This is a genomic window from Cupriavidus numazuensis (assembly GCF_905397435.1).
Classification (GTDB): Bacteria; Pseudomonadota; Gammaproteobacteria; order Burkholderiales; family Burkholderiaceae; genus Cupriavidus; species Cupriavidus numazuensis.
The window spans coordinates 92,404-110,389 of record NZ_CAJPVI010000008.1 but is presented as its reverse complement, the minus strand read 5'-3'; the positions used below and the strand labels follow the sequence as shown (position 1 = coordinate 110,389).

The 17,986-nt window shown below is 65.0% G+C and carries 14 protein-coding genes; 4 read left to right on the top strand and 10 right to left on the bottom strand.

The window, feature by feature from the left end:
* Positions 1 to 37: 37 nt before the first annotated feature.
* Both KHO41_RS08675 and KHO41_RS08670 read right to left on the bottom strand, forming a co-directional pair.
* Positions 38 to 1,117 carry a porin gene (locus tag KHO41_RS08675; protein WP_211952870.1) on the bottom strand — a complete coding sequence of 360 codons (1,080 nt, stop codon included), beginning with the start codon at positions 1,115 to 1,117 and terminating at the stop codon, positions 38 to 40.
* Positions 1,118 to 1,204: 87 nt separating this feature from the next.
* Positions 1,205 to 2,758: an MFS transporter gene (locus KHO41_RS08670; protein ID WP_211952869.1), complete on the bottom strand. Its 1,554-nt coding sequence runs from the start codon at positions 2,756 to 2,758 to the stop codon at positions 1,205 to 1,207.
* Positions 2,759 to 3,029: 271 nt separating this feature from the next.
* Here KHO41_RS08670 and KHO41_RS08665 point away from each other — a divergent pair, with 271 nt between their 5' ends.
* A complete protein-coding gene (locus KHO41_RS08665; RefSeq protein ID WP_211952934.1) occupies positions 3,030 to 3,548 on the top strand; it encodes a DUF1697 domain-containing protein in 519 nt (172 codons plus the stop codon).
* A 15-nt stretch (positions 3,549 to 3,563) separates the two neighbouring features.
* Here KHO41_RS08665 and KHO41_RS08660 read toward each other — a convergent pair whose 3' ends face one another.
* The 8 genes from KHO41_RS08660 to KHO41_RS08625 form a co-directional block, all read right to left on the bottom strand.
* Positions 3,564 to 5,927: a DNA polymerase II gene (locus KHO41_RS08660; RefSeq protein ID WP_211952868.1), complete on the bottom strand. Its 2,364-nt coding sequence runs from the start codon at positions 5,925 to 5,927 to the stop codon at positions 3,564 to 3,566.
* 166 nt (positions 5,928 to 6,093) lie between these two features.
* A complete protein-coding gene (locus KHO41_RS08655) occupies positions 6,094 to 8,040 on the bottom strand; it encodes a kelch repeat-containing protein (RefSeq protein WP_244873755.1) in 1,947 nt (648 codons plus the stop codon).
* A 153-nt stretch (positions 8,041 to 8,193) separates the two neighbouring features.
* Entirely contained in the window at positions 8,194 to 9,126 is a 933-nt protein-coding gene (locus tag KHO41_RS08650; protein WP_211952867.1) for a DUF2950 domain-containing protein, read from the bottom strand.
* A gap of 16 nt (positions 9,127 to 9,142) precedes the next feature.
* Entirely contained in the window at positions 9,143 to 10,588 is a 1,446-nt protein-coding gene (locus KHO41_RS08645) for a DUF3300 domain-containing protein (RefSeq protein WP_211952866.1), read from the bottom strand.
* A 274-nt stretch (positions 10,589 to 10,862) separates the two neighbouring features.
* On the bottom strand, positions 10,863 to 11,270 hold the full coding sequence (locus tag KHO41_RS08640; RefSeq protein WP_211952865.1) for a hypothetical protein: 408 nt from the start codon (positions 11,268 to 11,270) through the stop codon (positions 10,863 to 10,865).
* Between the two features lie 66 nt (positions 11,271 to 11,336).
* Positions 11,337 to 12,581, bottom strand: a complete 1,245-nt coding sequence (locus KHO41_RS08635) for a complex I 51 kDa subunit family protein (protein ID WP_211952864.1) — start codon at positions 12,579 to 12,581, stop codon at positions 11,337 to 11,339.
* A gap of 25 nt (positions 12,582 to 12,606) precedes the next feature.
* On the bottom strand, positions 12,607 to 14,256 hold the full coding sequence (locus tag KHO41_RS08630; RefSeq protein WP_211952863.1) for an FAD-binding protein: 1,650 nt from the start codon (positions 14,254 to 14,256) through the stop codon (positions 12,607 to 12,609).
* A gap of 15 nt (positions 14,257 to 14,271) precedes the next feature.
* Positions 14,272 to 14,910, bottom strand: coding sequence for a 4Fe-4S dicluster domain-containing protein (locus KHO41_RS08625; RefSeq protein WP_211952862.1), 639 nt, complete (start codon positions 14,908 to 14,910; stop codon positions 14,272 to 14,274).
* A 256-nt stretch (positions 14,911 to 15,166) separates the two neighbouring features.
* On the opposite strand from KHO41_RS08625, the gene KHO41_RS08620 reads away from it, so the two are divergent.
* The 3 genes from KHO41_RS08620 to KHO41_RS08610 all read left to right on the top strand — a co-directional run bounded on the left by KHO41_RS08620 (position 15,167) and on the right by KHO41_RS08610 (position 17,955).
* Complete coding sequence (locus tag KHO41_RS08620) at positions 15,167 to 16,003, top strand: phytanoyl-CoA dioxygenase family protein (RefSeq protein WP_211952861.1); 837 nt, start codon at positions 15,167 to 15,169, stop codon at positions 16,001 to 16,003.
* A gap of 25 nt (positions 16,004 to 16,028) precedes the next feature.
* The gene (locus KHO41_RS08615; RefSeq protein WP_211952860.1) at positions 16,029 to 16,436 is read left to right on the top strand and encodes a RidA family protein; all 408 of its coding nucleotides are present in this window, start codon (positions 16,029 to 16,031) and stop codon (positions 16,434 to 16,436) included.
* An 85-nt stretch (positions 16,437 to 16,521) separates the two neighbouring features.
* Positions 16,522 to 17,955 (top strand): MFS transporter, encoded by a 1,434-nt coding sequence (locus KHO41_RS08610; protein WP_211952859.1) that lies wholly within the window; start codon positions 16,522 to 16,524, stop codon positions 17,953 to 17,955.
* Positions 17,956 to 17,986 lie beyond the last annotated feature (31 nt).

Here is a 17,986-nt window from a genome sequence, read left to right as displayed (position 1 = left end):
CTGTCTCCTGTTTGATGTGTGGACGGTCGCTGCCACTTCAAAACGACGTATGTAGTCCGACACTGACCACTGACTGGTTCTGGCCAGACGACACACCAACGACATTCATCGCCGCAAGGCCGTCAACGGCGTGCTGATACGTCCAGAACGCATACAGCTGGGTCCGCTTCGAGAAGTAATACATGCCACCGAGATGAAGCTGGTGCCATTTGGTCTTCTCGAACTTGCTGAACGAGTAGCCAACGGTGGCCGCAGCCGCTGGCGTGGCTTGCCAGGTCAGGCCGAGATCGGCTGCGTTCATCGTGCCTTCCGCGGCACCGGCTCGCAGCGTCGAACGCGAGTAGAGGGCGTTCACGGAAAGCGGCACGGATTCAAGGCGATAGCTCCCGCCAATGCCCCCTGCCTTGAATGCATCGATGAACATGGCGGCACCGGGTGTGAGCCCCCTGCCGAGGGCATTCGGAAGACCGGTAGTACCGCCAATGTCGAAGGCCCGGCCGTTGGCGTCGGTGTACGCTACCGTGACGCTCAGCCGGTCCGCGTCGTATGTGCCGGCAAGGCTGTAGGTGCGCTTGGCGCTGCTGCTACCCGGCACCTCGCCCAGCCCATACATCGCACTGAGTTGCATCCCGCCAAAGCGCGGAGATTGATACGAGATGGCATTGTCCACCGGGAACTGACTCGATAACCCGTCGAGGTTTCCGGGGTGATACAGGTAGAAATTGAACAGCTGGTAGCCATTGCTCCACTGGCCCAGCTTGTCGGCCACGAAGTCAACCTGGCGGCCAAGCCTGACGGTACCGCTGCTTGCCGACAGGCCGACCCATGACGCCCGGTTGAAGATCTTCCCTGCGGCGATCATGGAACCACTGTCGGTCAGGAAGCCATTCTCCAGCTGGAAGATTGCCTTCATGCCACCGCCAAGGTCCTCGGAACCGCGCAGACCGAACAGATCGGGTTGCGAGATCCCGCCGTCCATGCGAACCGTACTGTTGCCGCGGATATTGCTGATCCACGGAACGGACGTATCGACACTCCCATACAACGTCACCTGGCTCTGCGCGAACGCCGTGTTGGCACAACAGACAGCCAACGCAGAGATAACCCTGTGCTTCATGATCAGCCCGCCTTTACCGTTAGGTTTGAGTCTTCTGCTTACCGGCCACTAATTTCCATATATGGCAATTAGTGGCAAAAAAATCGCTTACTGAGGCGTCGAGGATGCGTCCTCAAGCGTTCGCCCGGTTGTCTCCTCGCCGAATAGCCCGACCGCAAGCGCCGCGGCAAAAGCGACGCCGGCGATCACGACGTAAGACGTGGAAAGGGAGCCGCGTGCCACAAACCAACCGATCATCGAAGGACAGATGATGGAAGCCAGGCGCAGCATCGCGCTGGACACGCCTACGCCGAATGTGCGGATCCCGGTCGGATACAGCTCGGGGGTATACACATAGCAGCCGATGAACGCGGCAGCCGTGAATCCGAATGCCAGGGACATGCAGAAGGCCGTTGTGGCCGGAGTCATTGGCGCGAAAAGGACCGGAGCCAGCATCGCGAAGCCCGCGCAGATCCAGGTCATGGTCATCCACAGTCGGCGCCCGAAGCGGTCAATTGCGAGCGCGCACATTGCGGAGCCGACAATGCCGGCCAACGACGTGTAGGTGCCGTACTTGAGCGCCGTGGCCAGGTCGATGTGGAACACCTCACGATAGATCGTCGGCATCCACGACGTGACACCAGCCGTCACAAAGCCGCCCGCGAACCACAGCGACACCAGGACAAAGGTCCTGCGCAGCAACGGCGGCCGGAACAGGCTTTGCCAGGTTGCTGGCGGCTCCTGCCTGGCCACGGTCTTGTGCCTGGTTTCGAGAGAGGCCGGCTGCCCGTTGGCGCCCGCCGCCCTGGCGTACTTGCGAAAACGTTCCAGTGCGGCATCGGCTTCATGGAAGCGGCCTTTCGACGCGAGCCATCTTGGAGACTCCGGCAAGAAGCGACGCATGCAAAGCGCGATCAGCGCCGGCAATGCGCCCAGGAAGAACATCGTCTGCCAGCCGAGATGGGGCACCACCCACATGCCCGCCAGGCTCGCGGCAAACAGCCCGATCGGGAAAATCAGTTCGTAGAACAGCACGAAGCGTCCGCGATGCTCGGACTTGGCCAGTTCATTGATGTAAGTCGCCGCAACCGGCAACTCGCCCCCAAGGCCGAGACCCTGAATGAATCGGTATGCCATCAGGCTCATCGGGCTACCCGCGAACGCGCAGGCCAGGCTGCCAAGTGCGAACAAGGCCACCGAGAGGCTGGCGCAACGCAGGCGCCCGAACTTGTCCGCAAGGTGCGAGAAGCAAAGCGAGCCAATAAGCTGGCCGAGATAGCCGATGGAGATAATGAGGCCAACCTGCTCAGGAGATAGCGACCACAGCTTGATCAGCACCGGCATCGCCGCAGCGATGGCGAGAACATCGAAGCCATCAAAAAAGGTGGCGCTCCCAACGATGACACGTGCAAGCCGGTGCAAGGGCGTAAGGGGAAGCGCCTCCACTTCGGCCACAATGCGTGCGGCTTCGCTCTGCTCAGTCGTTGTCCGCCACACACTATCGTGCGCGGCTCCGCTCGACCCTCCGTGACCTGGTAATCCATCCATGCCGCTTCCCGTGATTTCTGTCCCTGATGTGCTCATACCTGCTCCAACTGAATCAAGACTAACCTCCCGTGTGACGCGCCGATGGCCTGTCCATGGCCTCGGCGCAGTTCCCATGTGCTGCAGTGGCGATTACCAACGCGTGATGATTCGCTTCCATCCATCGACTCACGCCGACATTAATTTCCACTCGTGGCAATAATAGTTGCCGCACGCTGTCCTTCGCTGTAGGGGTTTTCCTGTACGCCAATGCCGCTTCTTGGATCGTGCCTTGGTGCGCCAGCGCGCCAGTCCTCTATCATTGACCAGCCGCTGCGGTGAGCCGCCAACTTCATTTGCCATTGGCCGCGACATGCATAGCGGCTCGCCAGCCATGACCGGATCACCAATGCCCCGATACATTGCCTTTCTTCGCGGCGTCAGCCCGATGAACGCCCGGATGCCCGAACTCAAGCGCTGCTTCGAGGCGGCGGGCTTCTCCGAAGTGAAAACCCTGCTCTCCAGCGGCAACGTCGTGTTCAACGCGCGATCCTCGTCACTCACCAGCCTGGAGCGGCGCGCCTGGAAGGCCATGCAAGCGGAGCTGGGCCGCAGCTTCGACACCTTCGTCCGGCCGGCGGGCTATCTTCAGGACCTGATCGATTCGGATCCCTATGCAGAGTTCAGCATTGCGTCTTCGGCCAAGCGGGTTGTCACGTTTCTGCGCGCGCCGGTGCCGGCAGACGTGAAGCTGCCCATCGAGCGTGATGGCGCAAGCATCGTCAAGGCCGGTGCCACGGAGGTCTTCAGCGTCTACATACCGGATCCGAAGAAGGGCCCCGTGTTCATGAGCCTGCTCGAACGCACGTTCGGCAAGGACATCACCACACGCACGCTCGATACGGTCATCAAGTGTGCCCGGGCATAGGCACCACTTTGCCTGTTACGGGAACAGTGCCATCTGCCCCGTGAGCAGCGTCTCGAAATCCTCATCGAGGAACGGCAGGATGGCATCGGCAATCGGCTGCAGTTGCCGGGTCACGTAATGCCCGTAGTCGATGGGCGCCGAGCGAACTTCAAGCGGTTCCGGTCCCGCCACGGTCATCACATAGCTGATCCAGCCGCCATGCTGATATTGCAGCGGGCGGCCGTGGCGCTCGTTATGGGCATCGGCAATGCGCGCAGCACGGACGTGCGGCGGCACATTGCGCTGGTAGTCGTCGAGCTTGCGGCGCAGCCGCTTGCGAAACACCAGCTGTTCGTCCAGCTCGCCAGCCAGCGTGCGGCGCACGATATCCCTCACGTAATCCTGGTACGGCTCACGGTTGAAGATCCGTTCGTAGAGTACCTGCTGGAATTCCTGCGCGAGCGGCGACCAGTCCGTGCGCACGGTCTCCAGCCCCTTGAACACCATCTCGACCCGGCCGTCGGGCCGCTGCACCTGGCCGGCATAGCGCTTCTTGCTGCCGAGGTCCGTGCCGCGGATGGTGGGCATCAGGAAGCGCCGGAAGTGCGTTTCAAACTGCAGTTCCAGCGCGCTTTCGAGCCCGTAGGTCTGCCACAGGTGGTCACGCCACCAGTCGTTGACATAGGCCACCAGGCTGCGGCCGATCTGGCTGGCGTCGGCCTCCGTCCGGGCGCGGCGCAGCCACACGAACGTGGAATCCGTGTCGCCGTAGATGACCTCGTAGCCGCGCGCCTCGATCAGGGTCCGGGTCTGCTGCATGATCTCGTGCCCGCGCATCGTGATCGACGAGGCGAGCCGCGGATCGAAGAAGCGGCAGCCGCTTGATCCGAGCACACCGTAGAACGCGTTCATGATGATCTTGAGCGCCTGCGAAAGCGGCTTGTTGCCGTCGCGCTTGGCAGCTTCACGGCCCTGCCAGACGCGGGCGACGATGGACGGCAGGCAGTGCTTCGTCCGGGAGAACCGCGCGCCGCGGAAGCCCGCGACGGAATCCGCATCGTCGGGATGCGCAAGCCCTTCCACCAGGCCGATCGGGTCGATCAGGAACGTCCGGATGATCGACGGATAGAGGCTCTTGTAGTCGAGCACCAGCACCGATTCATAGAGGCCGGGCCGCGAATCCATGACGAAGCCGCCGGGGCTCGCCTCCGGCGCTTTCTCGCCGAGATTGGGCGCCACATAGCCCTGGCGGTGCATCAGCGGCATGTACAGGTGCGTGAAGGCCGCGACCGAGCCGCCGCTGCGGTCGGCCTGAAGGCCCGTCACCGTGGCGCGCTCCAGCAGGAATGTCAGCAGTTCCGTCTTGTCGAAGATCCGCGTCACCAGCTCGCAATCATGCAGGTTGTAGCGTGCCAGCGCCGGCTTGTCCTGCTCGAACATGCGGTCGATGGCGTCCATGCGGTCATACGGGTTGTCGATCGCCTTGCCTTCGCCGAGCAGCGACTGGGCCACCGATTCGAGGCTGAACGACGGGAAGCTCCATGTAGCCGAGCGCAAGGCTTCGATCCCGTCGATGATCAGGCGGCCGGCCGCGCCGGCAAAATAGTGCTGCTGGCTGGCATGCTCGCGCCATTCCATCTCGGCTCCGCCGCGGCCAAGGCGCAACGGCACCTGGAACTTGCGCGCATGCTCCTGCAATACGCGCAAGTCGAACTGGACGAGGTTCCAGCCGATGATGGCGTCGGGGTCGTGGCGCGCCATCCACGCGTTCAGCCGTTCGAGCAAAGCTGGCCGTGTCTCGCAGTACTCGAGCGAGAAATCGACATCTGCCGGCACAGACGGCACCGGGCCCAGCATGTAGACCTGGCGCTGGCCGCAGCCTTCGAGCGCGATCGAGTACAGGTCGCCGAACGCGTTGGTCTCGATATCGAGAGACACCAATCGCAGCGTCGGCCGATAATCTGTCGCGGGCTTCATCTGCGCGTTACGCATCACGCCGTTGCCATCGGCATCGCCGTCGTACCAGACCGGGGCGGTGATGAAGCGCTCCATCAGGTAACGCTCGGGTGGCCGGATGTCTGCTTCGTAGACATCCACGCCCGCATCGCGCAGCTTGCGGCTGTGCTGGCCCAGTTGCCGATACTGACGGCAGTAAAGACCGAACACCGGCCTCTGGTTGAAGTCCTGAAGCTGCAAGGGGCGCAGATCGACATTCGCGTCGCCCTGCAGCACAGCCTCGGCGCGCTGCCGCTGTGCCTCCGGGACAAACGCTACGGACGGCTGCGAGGGCAAACGCAACAGGCGTGGGCCGTCGTCGGTGGCAAGCCAGACTTCGACTTCGGTCCCCGCCGGCGTATCGCGCCAATGCCGGGTCAGGATGAAACCCTGTTGAAGTGCCACGCTGCAAAACCCTGAAAAAACCGTCCGGGCACGATTCTAGCGGAGTTGGCGGAGCCGCTCCGTCCCGGAAGACCATAGGCTGCCGTCGGGACCAGCAAGCCGGATTGCATGACATCAGGCGCCACGGACTCGGCAAGAACACCTCAGTCGTTCCTGCATCCCGTAGCTAATGGAACAACTCGGCATAGGACAGGATGCCGCGACCGATCCCGCCCGCGATGATGACCCTGCCGTCGGAAAGCAGCGTCGCCGTATGTTGCTCGCGCGCATGCTCCAGGCTACCGGTCTGCGTCCAGCTTCCGGTTGCCGGGTCGTATGACTCGCTCACGAACGAGTCGCTGGCCTCGATCCCGCCCGCCACCAGCACGCGACCATTGGCGAGTCGGGTGGCGGTGTGGAAATCGCGTGCTTGCCGCAGGCTGCCGGTCGGCGACCACGTCCCCGACGCCGGATCGTAGAGCTCGGCGGAGGCCAGCGCGCTCGTGCCATCGAATCCCCCGGCTGCGAGCACCCTGCCATCGGCAAGCGATGCCGTGGCATAGGCGTTGCGGGCGTGGCTCATGCTGCCGGTCGTTGTCCAAGTGCCCGTGGCTGGGTCGTACAACTCGGCCGAGGCCAGTGCGGTGCCACCGGGTCCCTCTCCGCCGGCGACCAGGACTTTGCCACTGGGCAACAGCGTGGCGGTGTGCTGCTTGCGCGCCTGGCCAAGGCTGCCGGTCGATGACCAGGTGCCGGTGGCGGGGTCGTAGAGTTCGGCGGAAGCCAGTGCGCCCTGGTTACTGCCCTTGCCCTCGCCTCCGGCGACCAGAACCCGGCCATCCGGCAGCAGCGTGGCAGTATGGCTGTCGCGGCCGTCGCCGAGACTTCCTGTGGGCGACCACTTCCCGCTAAACGCGTCAAACAACTCGCTCGACGAAAGCGCATTGCCTCCGCCGGTGCTGAACCCGCCGGCGACCAGGACACGGCCGTCGGCCAGCAGCGTGGCGGAGTGCGCTTGCCGGTTCTGCGCGAGGCTGCCGGTTCGCGCCCAGCTGCGCGTGGCGGGGTCAAACAATTCGGCAGTCGACAATGCCTGCTTGCGGTTTCCGGCAGCCACAAGGATTCGGCCGTCGGGCAACAACGTCGCACTATGGCGGAAGCGTCCCTGGTTCAATGCGTCGGCCGGCGTCCATTCGCCGACCTCCGCCGGGCCCACTTTCATGGTGAACGTCGCGGTGGTACTGCCGGAGCTATTGCTGGCCGTCACGGTGAATTCGGTCTGATCGAGTCCGGCCACCGGCGTGCCACTGATTTCGCCGGTCTGTGTGTTGAGGCTCAAACCCGCTGGCAACGCCGGCGATATCGAGAACTCGGTCGCTTCGGCGCCGGAATAAACGGGCTCGTTGTACACGACCGGCTCGCCGATGATGTATTCGGGCATCGGGTCCCGGTAGACCAGACCAGCAGGCGGCGCCGCCTGCGCCCGCACTTCGATCGTCAACTGGGTCTGGACACTGTCCACGCTGTTCGTGCCTGTCACCGTATAGACAGCCGATGGAGCCGCCGTCGTTGGTATGCCGGTGATGACGCCGGTTTGAGAATCCATGGCAAGGCCGGGCGGCAATGGGGGCGCGATGCTGTATTGCGTGATCTCGCCGCCCGTGCTGAGTGGCGCGTTCGGCGTGACCGCTGCATTGACCACGTAGATGGTCGACTGGTCCAGATAATCGAGCCCGTCCGGCGCAATCGGCGCGTCCTTCACCTCGATCTCTACGCGCGTGGAAGCGCTTCCCCCGGCGTTGCTGCACGTAATCGTGTAGACCGTGTCGTGGCTGACGATCACCGGCGTACCGGTGATCGTGCCGGTCTGCGGATCCATGTTCAAGCCCGGGGGAAGTGGCGGTGTCACCGTGCACTGCGAGATCGCGCCGCCGCTATTGCTCAGGGTTTCCGGCACGATTGTGACGTCGACCGCATAGATGGGCGACTCGTCGCGCTCCACCAGGCCGGCCGGGGGCCTTTGAGCGGAGACCGGGTTTCCCCCGTCGCCACCGCCATTGCTGCATCCGGCCACCGCGACCGCCAATGTCGCCAAGGTCGCCAGCAGGGCTGCAAAGCTGCGCGGCATCGCCATGATCGACTCCGGCGGGTTGCATCATGGGACTAGGATAGGCCAGTGCGCCGGGGCGCAACGGAGGAACTGGCCTGCCCCATGGCCGGCGATGCGCCGGCCGCAAACCCCGTCACTGCAACGGACAACCCGCGTTGCAGAGCCCGCGTGCCACCGTCATTGCGCCAGGGCGTCCGGCTTCACCTCCGTCCAGCCCGGGCCCGGGTCGAATGACTTGATGGCCGCCCCCTTGGCAGCGCTGCTCGGGCCAAGGTCGCTTTCGAACACGCGGCCGTCGTGGCTCACCATGAAGGTCTTGATTCCGGTATCGCCATACCGGGCCGGCCACGCGATCAAGGCAAAGCCGCCGAAGAGCTTGCCGTTCACGAGGTAGTCATACTTGCCGCCTGGCGCATGCGGGCCTTGCGAAGTGAGCAGCCGGTAGTGATAGCCGTGGTAGCCACTCTCCCCGCGACTTTGCTTGCCAGCCTCGAGAAAAGCCGGGCCCAGCGGGCTTTGCGGTTCACCAGGCGTGCTCGGCCAGTACAGGCCGTCGCGCTTGCCCGGCGAACTGGCAAGCTTCAGCGCATAGGTCGATATGCCGGTCTTCTGCTGGCTCAGCCGGGCATAGTCGTCCTGCGCATCGCACACGGCCAGCAAGGTCTGCATCGCCGACAGCTCGTTGCGGCCAATGCGTCGCGCCTTCATTTCCTCGACGCCGGCACGGGTGTCGAAATGCCAGCCCTTCGCGGTCTTGACCAGCGGGATCGGCAGGGTCCAGCCGTCCTTGCCCGTGGCGATGCGTGCGCGATTGTCCCCGTCAGGCTGAATCGCATGGGACTGGCTCCAGGCTTCCAGGAACCGATAGCGGATATCGGCGCCAATCGGCGGAATCAGGGTCTTGTAGTTGGCGCCGAGAATGGACTGCATGGCTGTATCGTCGCTGGTGGCCACGGCGTTCCCAAAGGCCGTCATCGCGGCCTCGGGAGTACTGAAGGCCTTCTGCGCGTACGCAGGTGCCATGGCCCAGAGCAACATGGCCACCCCCACGGCAAGCGCGCGGCCCCGAGCGCGGCGCGGGTACGGAGTATCTCGCAGTATCGAGTTCATGATCCGGCCCCTCCGTTTAGCGCCTGCCACCACGACCACCGCCACCACCACGGCCGCCGCCGCCACCGAAGCCACCGCCTCCACGGCCGCCGCCACCGCTGAAGCCGCCACCGCCACCACCTCCACGACCGCCTCCGCCGGAAAAGCCTCCGCCGCCGCCATGGCTCGCGCCACTCTGGCGATAGCCCGTGGACTGCATGCTGGACCTGCCGCGATCGACATCACGCTGCGACGCCCCGCCGCCGCCCACACCCTGGAACGCGTTGTCGCGTCCGCCGCCTGCAGCACCTCCGCGCCCGCCAGCGCCGGCCTGACGGTCCGACACGCCGGCGCGGTTGCCGGCGCCACCGCGGTCACCAACTCCGCCCCGGTCGCCTACGCCGCCCCGGTCACCCACACCGCCCCGGTCGCCGACTCCGCCTCGGTCACCAACACCGCCCCGGTCACCGACGCCACCGCGGTTGCCAGCACCGCCGCGATCACCAAGACCGTCGCGGCCACGGAAATCATTGCGCCGGTCGGCGCCGGCGCCACTCCTGCCGCCGAATTTTTCACGCGATGCGTTGTCCCGGTACGCCACGCCCTTGCGGTGCGACGCATCGTGGTTCCACTTGCCGTTCTGCACCTTGGTCCGATCGAAGTTGCGGTCGATATTGGTGGCCCGGTTGACGTTCACATTGACGTCGCCTCCGCCCCAGTTGCAGCCGCCGAAGATCGCCCCCGCCGCCGCGAGGCCGACGCCCCAGGCAAAGCCCGTGGCCAGCGCGGCGCCCGGATAGTAAGCGGGATACGGCGGCCAGTAGTACGGCGGGTAGGACGGATATCCCCACGAGCCGTACACCACGGTCGGGTTGTACGACGGCACGTAGATGACCTGGGGATTGGCCGGCTCGATCCGCACGATGCTCTGGGGCGCCGCCGCCTGCGACGGTGCAGGACCCTGCACGGGCGCCTGCGCGGGGGCTTGCTCCACGATCACGTTCTGCTGTTCGTTCGACTTGAGGTTCCCCGACTGCTGAGCCTTGGCCCGCAACCGCTGCACCGCGGCAAGCACGTCCTTCTCCTGGGCGAGGAAAGCGTCGCCAAGCTTCTGGGTCCAGTCGAGCTTGTCGTTCATCGGCTCGAGCGCTTGCGGGAAGGCCACCAGCGACTTGACGCTGACATCCCAGGGCTGGTCGGCGACAGCCTTGACCGCATCGTCGCCCTTGACCTTCGGATTGGCCTTGACCCAGCGTGCCGCCTGCACGATCTCCAGCGGGTACGTAGAGGCCATCAGGACCTGGGCGAGCACCGAATCGGGATACAGGGCGATCGGGGCGACCAGGGCCTCAAGCTCCTCCGGCTTGAACGTCGTAGCCGGCGCGGACGTGTCCTGCGCATGGACAGCAAACGATAGCAACGTCAGGACTGCGAGCAGCCAAGCCCTGACGCAGCGGAGCGAGCGCGTTGTCCAAGGATCCATTGCCATCCCCCCAAATCGCCCGTTTGCCGGGCACCGTGACGGGCTCCGCGCCCGAAAGAAAAGGCATTACCCAGATGACAAGTACGTGCTCGCCCGAGCCGCTACGTGCGAGCCACGCAAGTGCTCAGTATCCATCCTCGTGTCCAACTCTATGTGCAGCCGGAGCATTCAGAAATGAAATCTTTCCATCGCCGAGATAAGCAAAGTTTTTATCCCGATGTTGTGCGGCATTCGACACTCGCTGAGGGATATGTCGATTCGACGCTGGCGCTGCTTACCGGCGGGGTCGGCCACCCTGCCGGGATGGCGGTTCCTGGCGCTGCGGGTAGAGCTTCTGGAACTGTGCGGTCGTGACTCCCATCCCGCTCTTGTCGTCGATGATGGTCATTTCCTGCCATGCACTCGGCGCGCCCTGCAGCCCCGGGAAGTCCCTCAACTGCCAGACGCGGCCGGCCTGCGTATCAAGCAGGAAGGAACCCCCGCGGGCGTTGTCCACGATCTGGTACCGCCCAGGCCGCCCGAGGGGCGGCAGGTCGTCGGCGCGTGGCGACGCGGCCGCCGCGCTGGCATCGCCGCTCCCTGCCGCGACTGTCTGGGGGGGCGGGCTTTTCGCCGGCTCCCTGCCACACCCGGTCATCAAGACCATCGCCAGGCACAACGCATACGATGCCCTGTGGGACATGGTGGACTCCTCTGCGTGCGGACCGACAGTCCCGTGAACGGCCGGGCCGCGGATTGCCGTTGCAGTCTATGCCATCAGCAGCGACTCGTATTCGTCGCGGAACTGGTGAAGCGAACTGTCTACCACCGTGACAGCGCCGTCGATCAGTCCGCAGCGACCGCTACCGGGCAGGATGCGGCACAGGTTCTCCAGCGACTCCAGGTCGGCGCGCACGCCGCGGCCCGTGTCGATCCGGTTGAGCAATCGCATCAGCTGGAAGGTGCCGCCCTTGCACGGCGGGCACTGGCCGCAGGAACCCTGCGCAAAGAAGCTCACATACTCGGCCACCTTGCGGACGATGCTGGTGCCTTCGGATACGACGATCATCGCGCCGGTCCCCAGGCGCGAGCGCCGCTTGCGCACCGAGTCGAAATCCAGCGCCACGTCGAGATCGCGCTTGGTCAGCAGCGTGTTGGAAGGCCCGCCCGTGAAGACGGCCTTGAATTCCTTGCCCTGCAGCATGCCGCCGCCGAATTCGAAGATCAGTGCTTCCAGGCTGGTGCCCATCGGCAGCTCGTAGAGGCCCGGGCGCAAGACGTCGCCCGACAGCGAATACAGCTTGGTCCCAGCGGCCTGCGCTACGCCGAGCGCGCGATACCACTGCGCGCCGTGGCGCAGGATCCCCGGTACGTGTGCGAGCGTCTCGGTGTTGTTGACGACGGTCGGCGCGCCGTGCACGCCGCTGTCCGCAGGATAAGGCGGCTTGCGCCGCGGAAACGGGAACGTGCCCTCGACGCTCGATATCACGGCCGTTTCCTCGCCCCCGATGTACAAGCCCGAGCTCGGCACGACGCGCAGCGTGAGCCGTCCGCCGAGCAGTCGCTCGAGTTCGGCGAGTTGCGCATGTGTTTGCCACTGCTGCACCGCCTGCCGCGTCATCTCCAGGGACAGCGGTTGATGCGGATTGACATACAGGACGACATGATTGGCCCGCGTCGCTGCCGCCGCGATCAACGCGCCCTCGATGACCTGGTGCGGCGTGTGCTCCAGCAGGAAGCGGTCCTTGAACGTACCGGGTTCGTCTTCGTTGCCGTTGCAGATGATGTATTTGTCGCCCGCGGCCGCGGCAGCGACCGGTCGCCACTTGCGGTGCGTCGGGAAACCCGCGCCGCCCATGCCGCGCAGGTCAGCCTGCTCGATCTCGGCAAGTATTGCATCCGGATCGCTCAATGCCCTGGCCAGCCCTTCCCCGCCACCACGCGCAAGCCAGGCCTGCAGGTCTGCGCCGACCCGGATGTCTTCCCTCAGCAGGACCTGATTCAGCTTTTCCATGACGCGCTCCGCCGATCGCTATCGCTTACCGGGTGCCACCGGGCGCCCGGCCCCACGCGCCCGGGCTGCGGGCCGCGTCGACGCGCAGATCGAAATGCGCGTAGCCGGGGAACAGCAGCGGTGCCTTGACGTGCAGCGGCAGTCCGGCGAGCGTCAATTCCCGCTGCCAGGCATGCACGTGGCCGATGCCGGCGCGGCTGGCCACGGCGTTGCCGCCCGCTGACGCGGCACTGGCGCCGGCATGCCGGCCCATGCTGAGGATATCGAGCAGCGCATTGCCCATCAGGCGGTTGCGCCCGTGAATGCCGCCCGTGACTTCGCCCACGCAATAGAGGCCGGGCACGCACGTCGCGCCGTCCTTCCCGATCGCCACGCCGCCGTTCTGGTAGTGGAGGGTTGGATAGACCATGAACGGCTCCTGTGCTGCATCGAGACCGCACTTGTGCGCGAGATGGCGCAGCGTTACGAGCCGCTTGGCCAGGATGCCCGGGTTCTGCATTTCCAGCGTCGGCGTGTCGAGGAACACGCCGACCTGGCCATCGCGGTCGATGCCGCGCCCCTCGGCGCATTCACGCAGGATCGCCGAGGCCACCACGTCGCGCGGCTTGAGTTCGTCCACGAAGCGTTCGCACTCGCCATTGAGCAGCCTCGCCCCCGCGGAACGCGCAGCTTCCGAAATCAGCCCACCCGCCAGATGGGACGGATACGCGATGCCGGTCGGGTGGTACTGGAACGAATCGAGTTCGCGCAGGCGCGCCCCGAGACGATAGGCCAGAACAAGACCGTCCGCGGTCGCACCATAGTGATTCGATGTCGGGAACGCATTCAGATGCAGCCGCCCGGCGCCGCCCGTGGCAAGTATCACGGCCCGCGCGCGGACCAGCACGAAGGTGCGCCACTCCAGGTTGTAGATCACTGCGCCGGCGCAGCGCCCGCGCTCGTCGGACAGCAACTCGACCGCAGGGCAGCGGTTCCACACGTCGATGCCGGGATCGAGGTCGACCGCCTCACGCAGCACGCGCATCATCTCCAGCCCGGTGTAGTCGCGATACGAAAGAATGCGCGCGGCCGAGGCACCGCCGGGCTTCTTGCGCAGCAGATTGCTGCCGATAAGCCGGTCCTCCTCCTGGTCGAACATCATGCCGAGCCGGATCAGCCAGCGAATCACGTCGGGCCCGTCCATCACCATCTGGGCCACCAGCTCGGGCTCGCCGCAGAAGTGCCCGGCCCGCAGCGTGTCTTCGAAATGCAGCTGGGGACTGTCGTCGTCGCCGATGGCGGCCTGGATGCCGCCCTCGGCCATGACGGTGTTGCTGTCACCAAGGCGCAGCTTGGTGGCAAGAATCACGCGCGCGCCCTGCTTTGCCGCGGTCAGCGCTGCGGCGCATCCACCGCCGCCACCGCCGATGATCAGTACGTCGGTGGTCGCGAGTTGCGCGCCTGCAATATCGACATCGTCGATCAACGCATTGGCCTGCAGATAGCGCGCAAGATCGGGCTGGCACGGCTCGCCGCGGTTCACGCCAACGGCCAGCGGGACATGCGCGCTCGGGCCATGGTCCGGATGGTAGGCCTTGAGCAATGCATCGACGGGCATGTCGTCACTGCGCACCGCGTGCTCTGCGCCCGGACGATAGCGCCGGCGCGCGTCTTCGTAAGGGATGCCGGCTGGCATGACGGTTCGCCCCGGTCAGCGCGGCGGGCGGGCGCCCGCCGCATCGAAATCGATGCCCATTTCGCCGCGCTCGATCTGCTGCAGGCGCCGCATGAGATTGGCCGGTCGCAGCGAGTTCGCCGCGATCATGCGCCGCACGAACAGGCCAAGGTGGTTAGGACGAATATGCTCCGGACAGGCCAGCGTGCAGAGATTGCACATGACGCACTCGTCGAACACGTGGCTCGCCGCGGCCAGGTTGCCTTCCACCGCGAAGTTCACGCCGTGCTGGACCTCCAGTCCTTTCGGACACGCGCGATCGCAGCCGCTGCAGTGGCGGCAATGCGCGGCCTCGGGGAAGGTCTGCGAAATCGCGCCCAGGACCTGCCAGCTGTCGCTGAAATCTTCGATGCGATATACGTGGCGCGCCGACACCGTGAAGTAATCGAGAAAGGCGACCTGCATGCCCTCTTCGACCAGCGTCTCGCAAGCGAGCGCGGTCTTGACCTCCTGGTCGCCGCTGCGGCGCACCATGACGCGGCAGGACCCGCATACGCCCTGACCCATGCAGCCGACACCCTCGACAAGCGTTTCGCCCGCATGGACGAAGGCCTGCAGGATCGAGCAATTGGGCGGTGCATCCAGCTCGCGTCCTTCAATGCTCAAACGTACCATCTTCGCCCCCGTCGTCTGGCGACCCCGAAGCCACACCGGCGAACTCCACGAAAAGGTCATAACAACCATAGCACAGGCGTGGTCATTGAAAAGGGGCACATCAAGGCTGCCGAGACCGCCCGCCACCTTCCCGAACTCCCTTCATCACTCGCCCCGAACATTATCACAACAGCTGTTGTCTTAATTCGAATTGCGAGTTATTGTTCGTCCATCGCGCCGGCCAGCGTCCCTCAACGAAGAAGGAAGGAGACTCATCATGCTCACCACCCAAGCCCAGCGGGAGGCGTTTCGCACTGACGGCGCCGTTCTTGTCGAGAACTGCCTGGACCCGGCGCAGCTCGCCCGCTGCTACGAAGCATTCAAGTGGAATGTCGCCAACCCGGGCCCATACCACTTCCGGTCACTGGACGGCACCAGCCTGCAGACCCACATCGACAACGCCAACCCGGTCGTCAAGGACAAGCTGGACGCTCTGGTTGCCACGCTGCCGTTCGGCAAGGTGTTCCAGGAGTTGTGGGGATCGGAACATGTCTGGTATTTCGCCGAGGAGGTGTTTGCCAAGGAAGGCGGCAGGAGTGGCCGCGGACCGTGGCACCAGGACACCGCGAACCTGCCGTGGGCCGGCAGGCACTGGGGCAATGCCTGGATTACCTTCCAGGCCATTCCGAAGAAGAACTCGCTGGAGATCGTGCGCGGCTCCCATCTGGGCATCCAGTACGACGGTGCGAGCTTTTCGAATGCCGATGATCCGACCGATCCGCTGTACGGCGACGGCACCTTCCCCCGGCTGCCGCATATCGACAAGGACCTTGCCGCAGACCCGAACGCCTGGGACGTGCTGTCCTGGAGCGTGACGCCCGGCGATGTCGTATTCCTGCATCCGCGTTCGCTGCACGGGGGCGCGGCCGTCGACGCCGGCTGTCCGACCCGCCATACGCTGGTGCTGCGTTTCTTCGGCGACGACGCCACGTTCCGCGCGCTGCCGATGTCGAACCCGCGCTATGCCCGCAATGGTCCGCTGTTCAGCGAGGAAATGGCCAAGCTGGACGAGGGACAGGCATTCCGCTCGCCTGTTTTCCGCCAGATCGCCTGATACCGCCTTGCACGGAGGAGCAACCATGAAACGGCAAATGATCAATCCCGGCCTCACGCAGGCCAGGCACTACGACCAGCTTCATTTCTCGTCGGCAACGCGTGTCGGCGACATGATCTGGGTGTCCGGGCAGGTGGGCTTCGACCTGGCGACTGGCACGGTCGGACAAGGGATGGAAGCCCAGGCGCGGCAGGCGTTCGAGAACCTCAAGACCGTACTGGAGGCCGCGGGCGCCGGCATGGCAGACATCGTGGAGATCATGACCTTCCACACCGACATGCGCAGCGACATCGAGGCGTTTGTGAAGGTCAAGGACGAATACCTTCCCGAGCGCTATCCGTCGTGGACAGGCGTCGGCGTGAGCCAGCTGGCCCGCCCCGAGTTCCTGGTCGAGATCCGCGCCATTGCGGTGGCCGGCTGCGGCGCCGGCTGACAGCCCGAAGCCGCGGCCAGCAGGCCGCGGCACACGATCAAAAAAAGAAAAACAGAACAGCGACAACGCTGATGGAAACACAAACATGAATCGTCCCAACAAGGTCGTCAGACCGGATAAGCCATCCAGCATTCTCGCGCGGCTTGACCGCCTGCCGGTGATGGCATCGCACTACCTGTGGGCCGCCCTGCTCGCGGCCAACCTGATGCTGGAGTACTACGACAACGCCATCTTTGCCTACGCCAGTCCAACGATCAAAGCCCACACCAATCTGAGCACCGAGCAGATTGGCCTGATCAGCAGCGCGTTCTTCATCGGGATGATCATCGGCGCGCTGGCGGGAGGGCGACTGTCCGACAAATGGGGACGACGTTCGGTCCTGGTCTGGACCACCGTGCTGTATTCGCTGGGCGCGCTGGCGACGGCGTTCGCGCCTACGTACGAGACCATCCTGGCCTCCCGTGTCGTCACGGGTATCGGCGTACAGGCGGCCACATCGGTGCTGCTGGTCTATATCGCGGAGATGTTTCCCGGCAAGGCACGTGGCCGCTTCGTCTCCATCGTGTCGATCGGGTTCGTGGTCTCCGGCATCGGCGCGGCGGCACTGGCGATGTTTTATCTGCCACAGAGCAGTACCGGTGCCTGGCGCAACCTGTTCCTGGCAGGCAGCGTCGGCCTGCTGATCGCGCCGCTGGCACGCTTCATCCTGCCGGAATCGGTGCGCTGGTGTGTCTCGCGCGGGCGCACCGACCGCGCCGAACGCATCGTCAGCGATCTGGAAGCACGTGCGCTGCGCCGCGGTCCGCTCGCCGAGCCCGCCATGGCCGCCACGCAACAGCAAGCCGCGGCACCCACGCTGCGCGATCTCATCAACGACAAGGCCGTGCTGCGGACGATCGCCGTTCTCACGCTCGGCTATTTCGGCGCCACGCTGGCCTACTACCTGTTCGGCCAGTGGGGCGTCTACTCGCTCGTGTACAGCCTCAAGTACTCCGAGGAACACGCGTATTACATCCTGTTCCTGTGGAACGTGATCTATGGCGTCACGCCGTTCGTCGCCATGCTGTTCCTCGATCGGTACGAGCGCAAATCCACCATCCTCGTCGTGTCGGTGCTCAGTGCACTGCCGCTGATCGTGCTCGGCATCTCGGGCAGCAGCTGGGTGGTGATCAGTGCGGGCGGCCTCGCCTCGATCATCACGGGGCTCGTCGTCAACGCGTACTACACGTACATCCCGGAGACGATCCCGACGCAGTTGCGCGCCCTGGGCAGCGGGATCGTGATCTCTGGCGGGCGGTTCGGCGGTGCTGCGGCGGGCGTGCTGGGCGCCGCGCTGTTCTCCGCTGGCGGCATGGCCGGCGTGATGCTCGCGGCGGCGGCCTGCTACATCGTCTTCTCCATCCCCGTCGCCCTGTTCGGCCCGCGCACGACCAACCGTTCGTTGGAAGCCGTTGCCGACGAAGGGCCTGACGCTGCAAGCGGAGCACGCCAATCCCCGGACACGCCCATGGCTGCCTGACACGGCATTCCCGCCAGGCACGGGAGGCTCG

Bases quoted from the DNA above. Each gene is read 5' to 3' on its own strand.
- KHO41_RS08670 (WP_211952869.1), bottom strand. From the start codon at position 2,758: ATGGGAACTGCGCCGAGGCCATGGACAGGCCATCGGCGCGTCACACGG.
- KHO41_RS08655 (WP_244873755.1), bottom strand. From the start codon at position 8,040: ATGGCGATGCCGCGCAGCTTTGCAGCCCTGCTGGCGACCTTGGCGACA.
- KHO41_RS08625 (WP_211952862.1), bottom strand. From the start codon at position 14,910: ATGGTACGTTTGAGCATTGAAGGACGCGAGCTGGATGCACCGCCCAAT.
- KHO41_RS08630 (WP_211952863.1), bottom strand. From the start codon at position 14,256: ATGCCAGCCGGCATCCCTTACGAAGACGCGCGCCGGCGCTATCGTCCG.
- KHO41_RS08635 (WP_211952864.1), bottom strand. From the start codon at position 12,581: ATGGAAAAGCTGAATCAGGTCCTGCTGAGGGAAGACATCCGGGTCGGC.
- KHO41_RS08665 (WP_211952934.1), top strand. From the start codon at position 3,030: ATGCCCCGATACATTGCCTTTCTTCGCGGCGTCAGCCCGATGAACGCC.
- KHO41_RS08620 (WP_211952861.1), top strand. From the start codon at position 15,167: ATGCTCACCACCCAAGCCCAGCGGGAGGCGTTTCGCACTGACGGCGCC.
- KHO41_RS08675 (WP_211952870.1), bottom strand. From the start codon at position 1,117: ATGAAGCACAGGGTTATCTCTGCGTTGGCTGTCTGTTGTGCCAACACG.
- KHO41_RS08650 (WP_211952867.1), bottom strand. From the start codon at position 9,126: ATGAACTCGATACTGCGAGATACTCCGTACCCGCGCCGCGCTCGGGGC.
- KHO41_RS08615 (WP_211952860.1), top strand. From the start codon at position 16,029: ATGAAACGGCAAATGATCAATCCCGGCCTCACGCAGGCCAGGCACTAC.
- KHO41_RS08645 (WP_211952866.1), bottom strand. From the start codon at position 10,588: ATGGATCCTTGGACAACGCGCTCGCTCCGCTGCGTCAGGGCTTGGCTG.
- KHO41_RS08640 (WP_211952865.1), bottom strand. From the start codon at position 11,270: ATGTCCCACAGGGCATCGTATGCGTTGTGCCTGGCGATGGTCTTGATG.
- KHO41_RS08610 (WP_211952859.1), top strand. From the start codon at position 16,522: ATGAATCGTCCCAACAAGGTCGTCAGACCGGATAAGCCATCCAGCATT.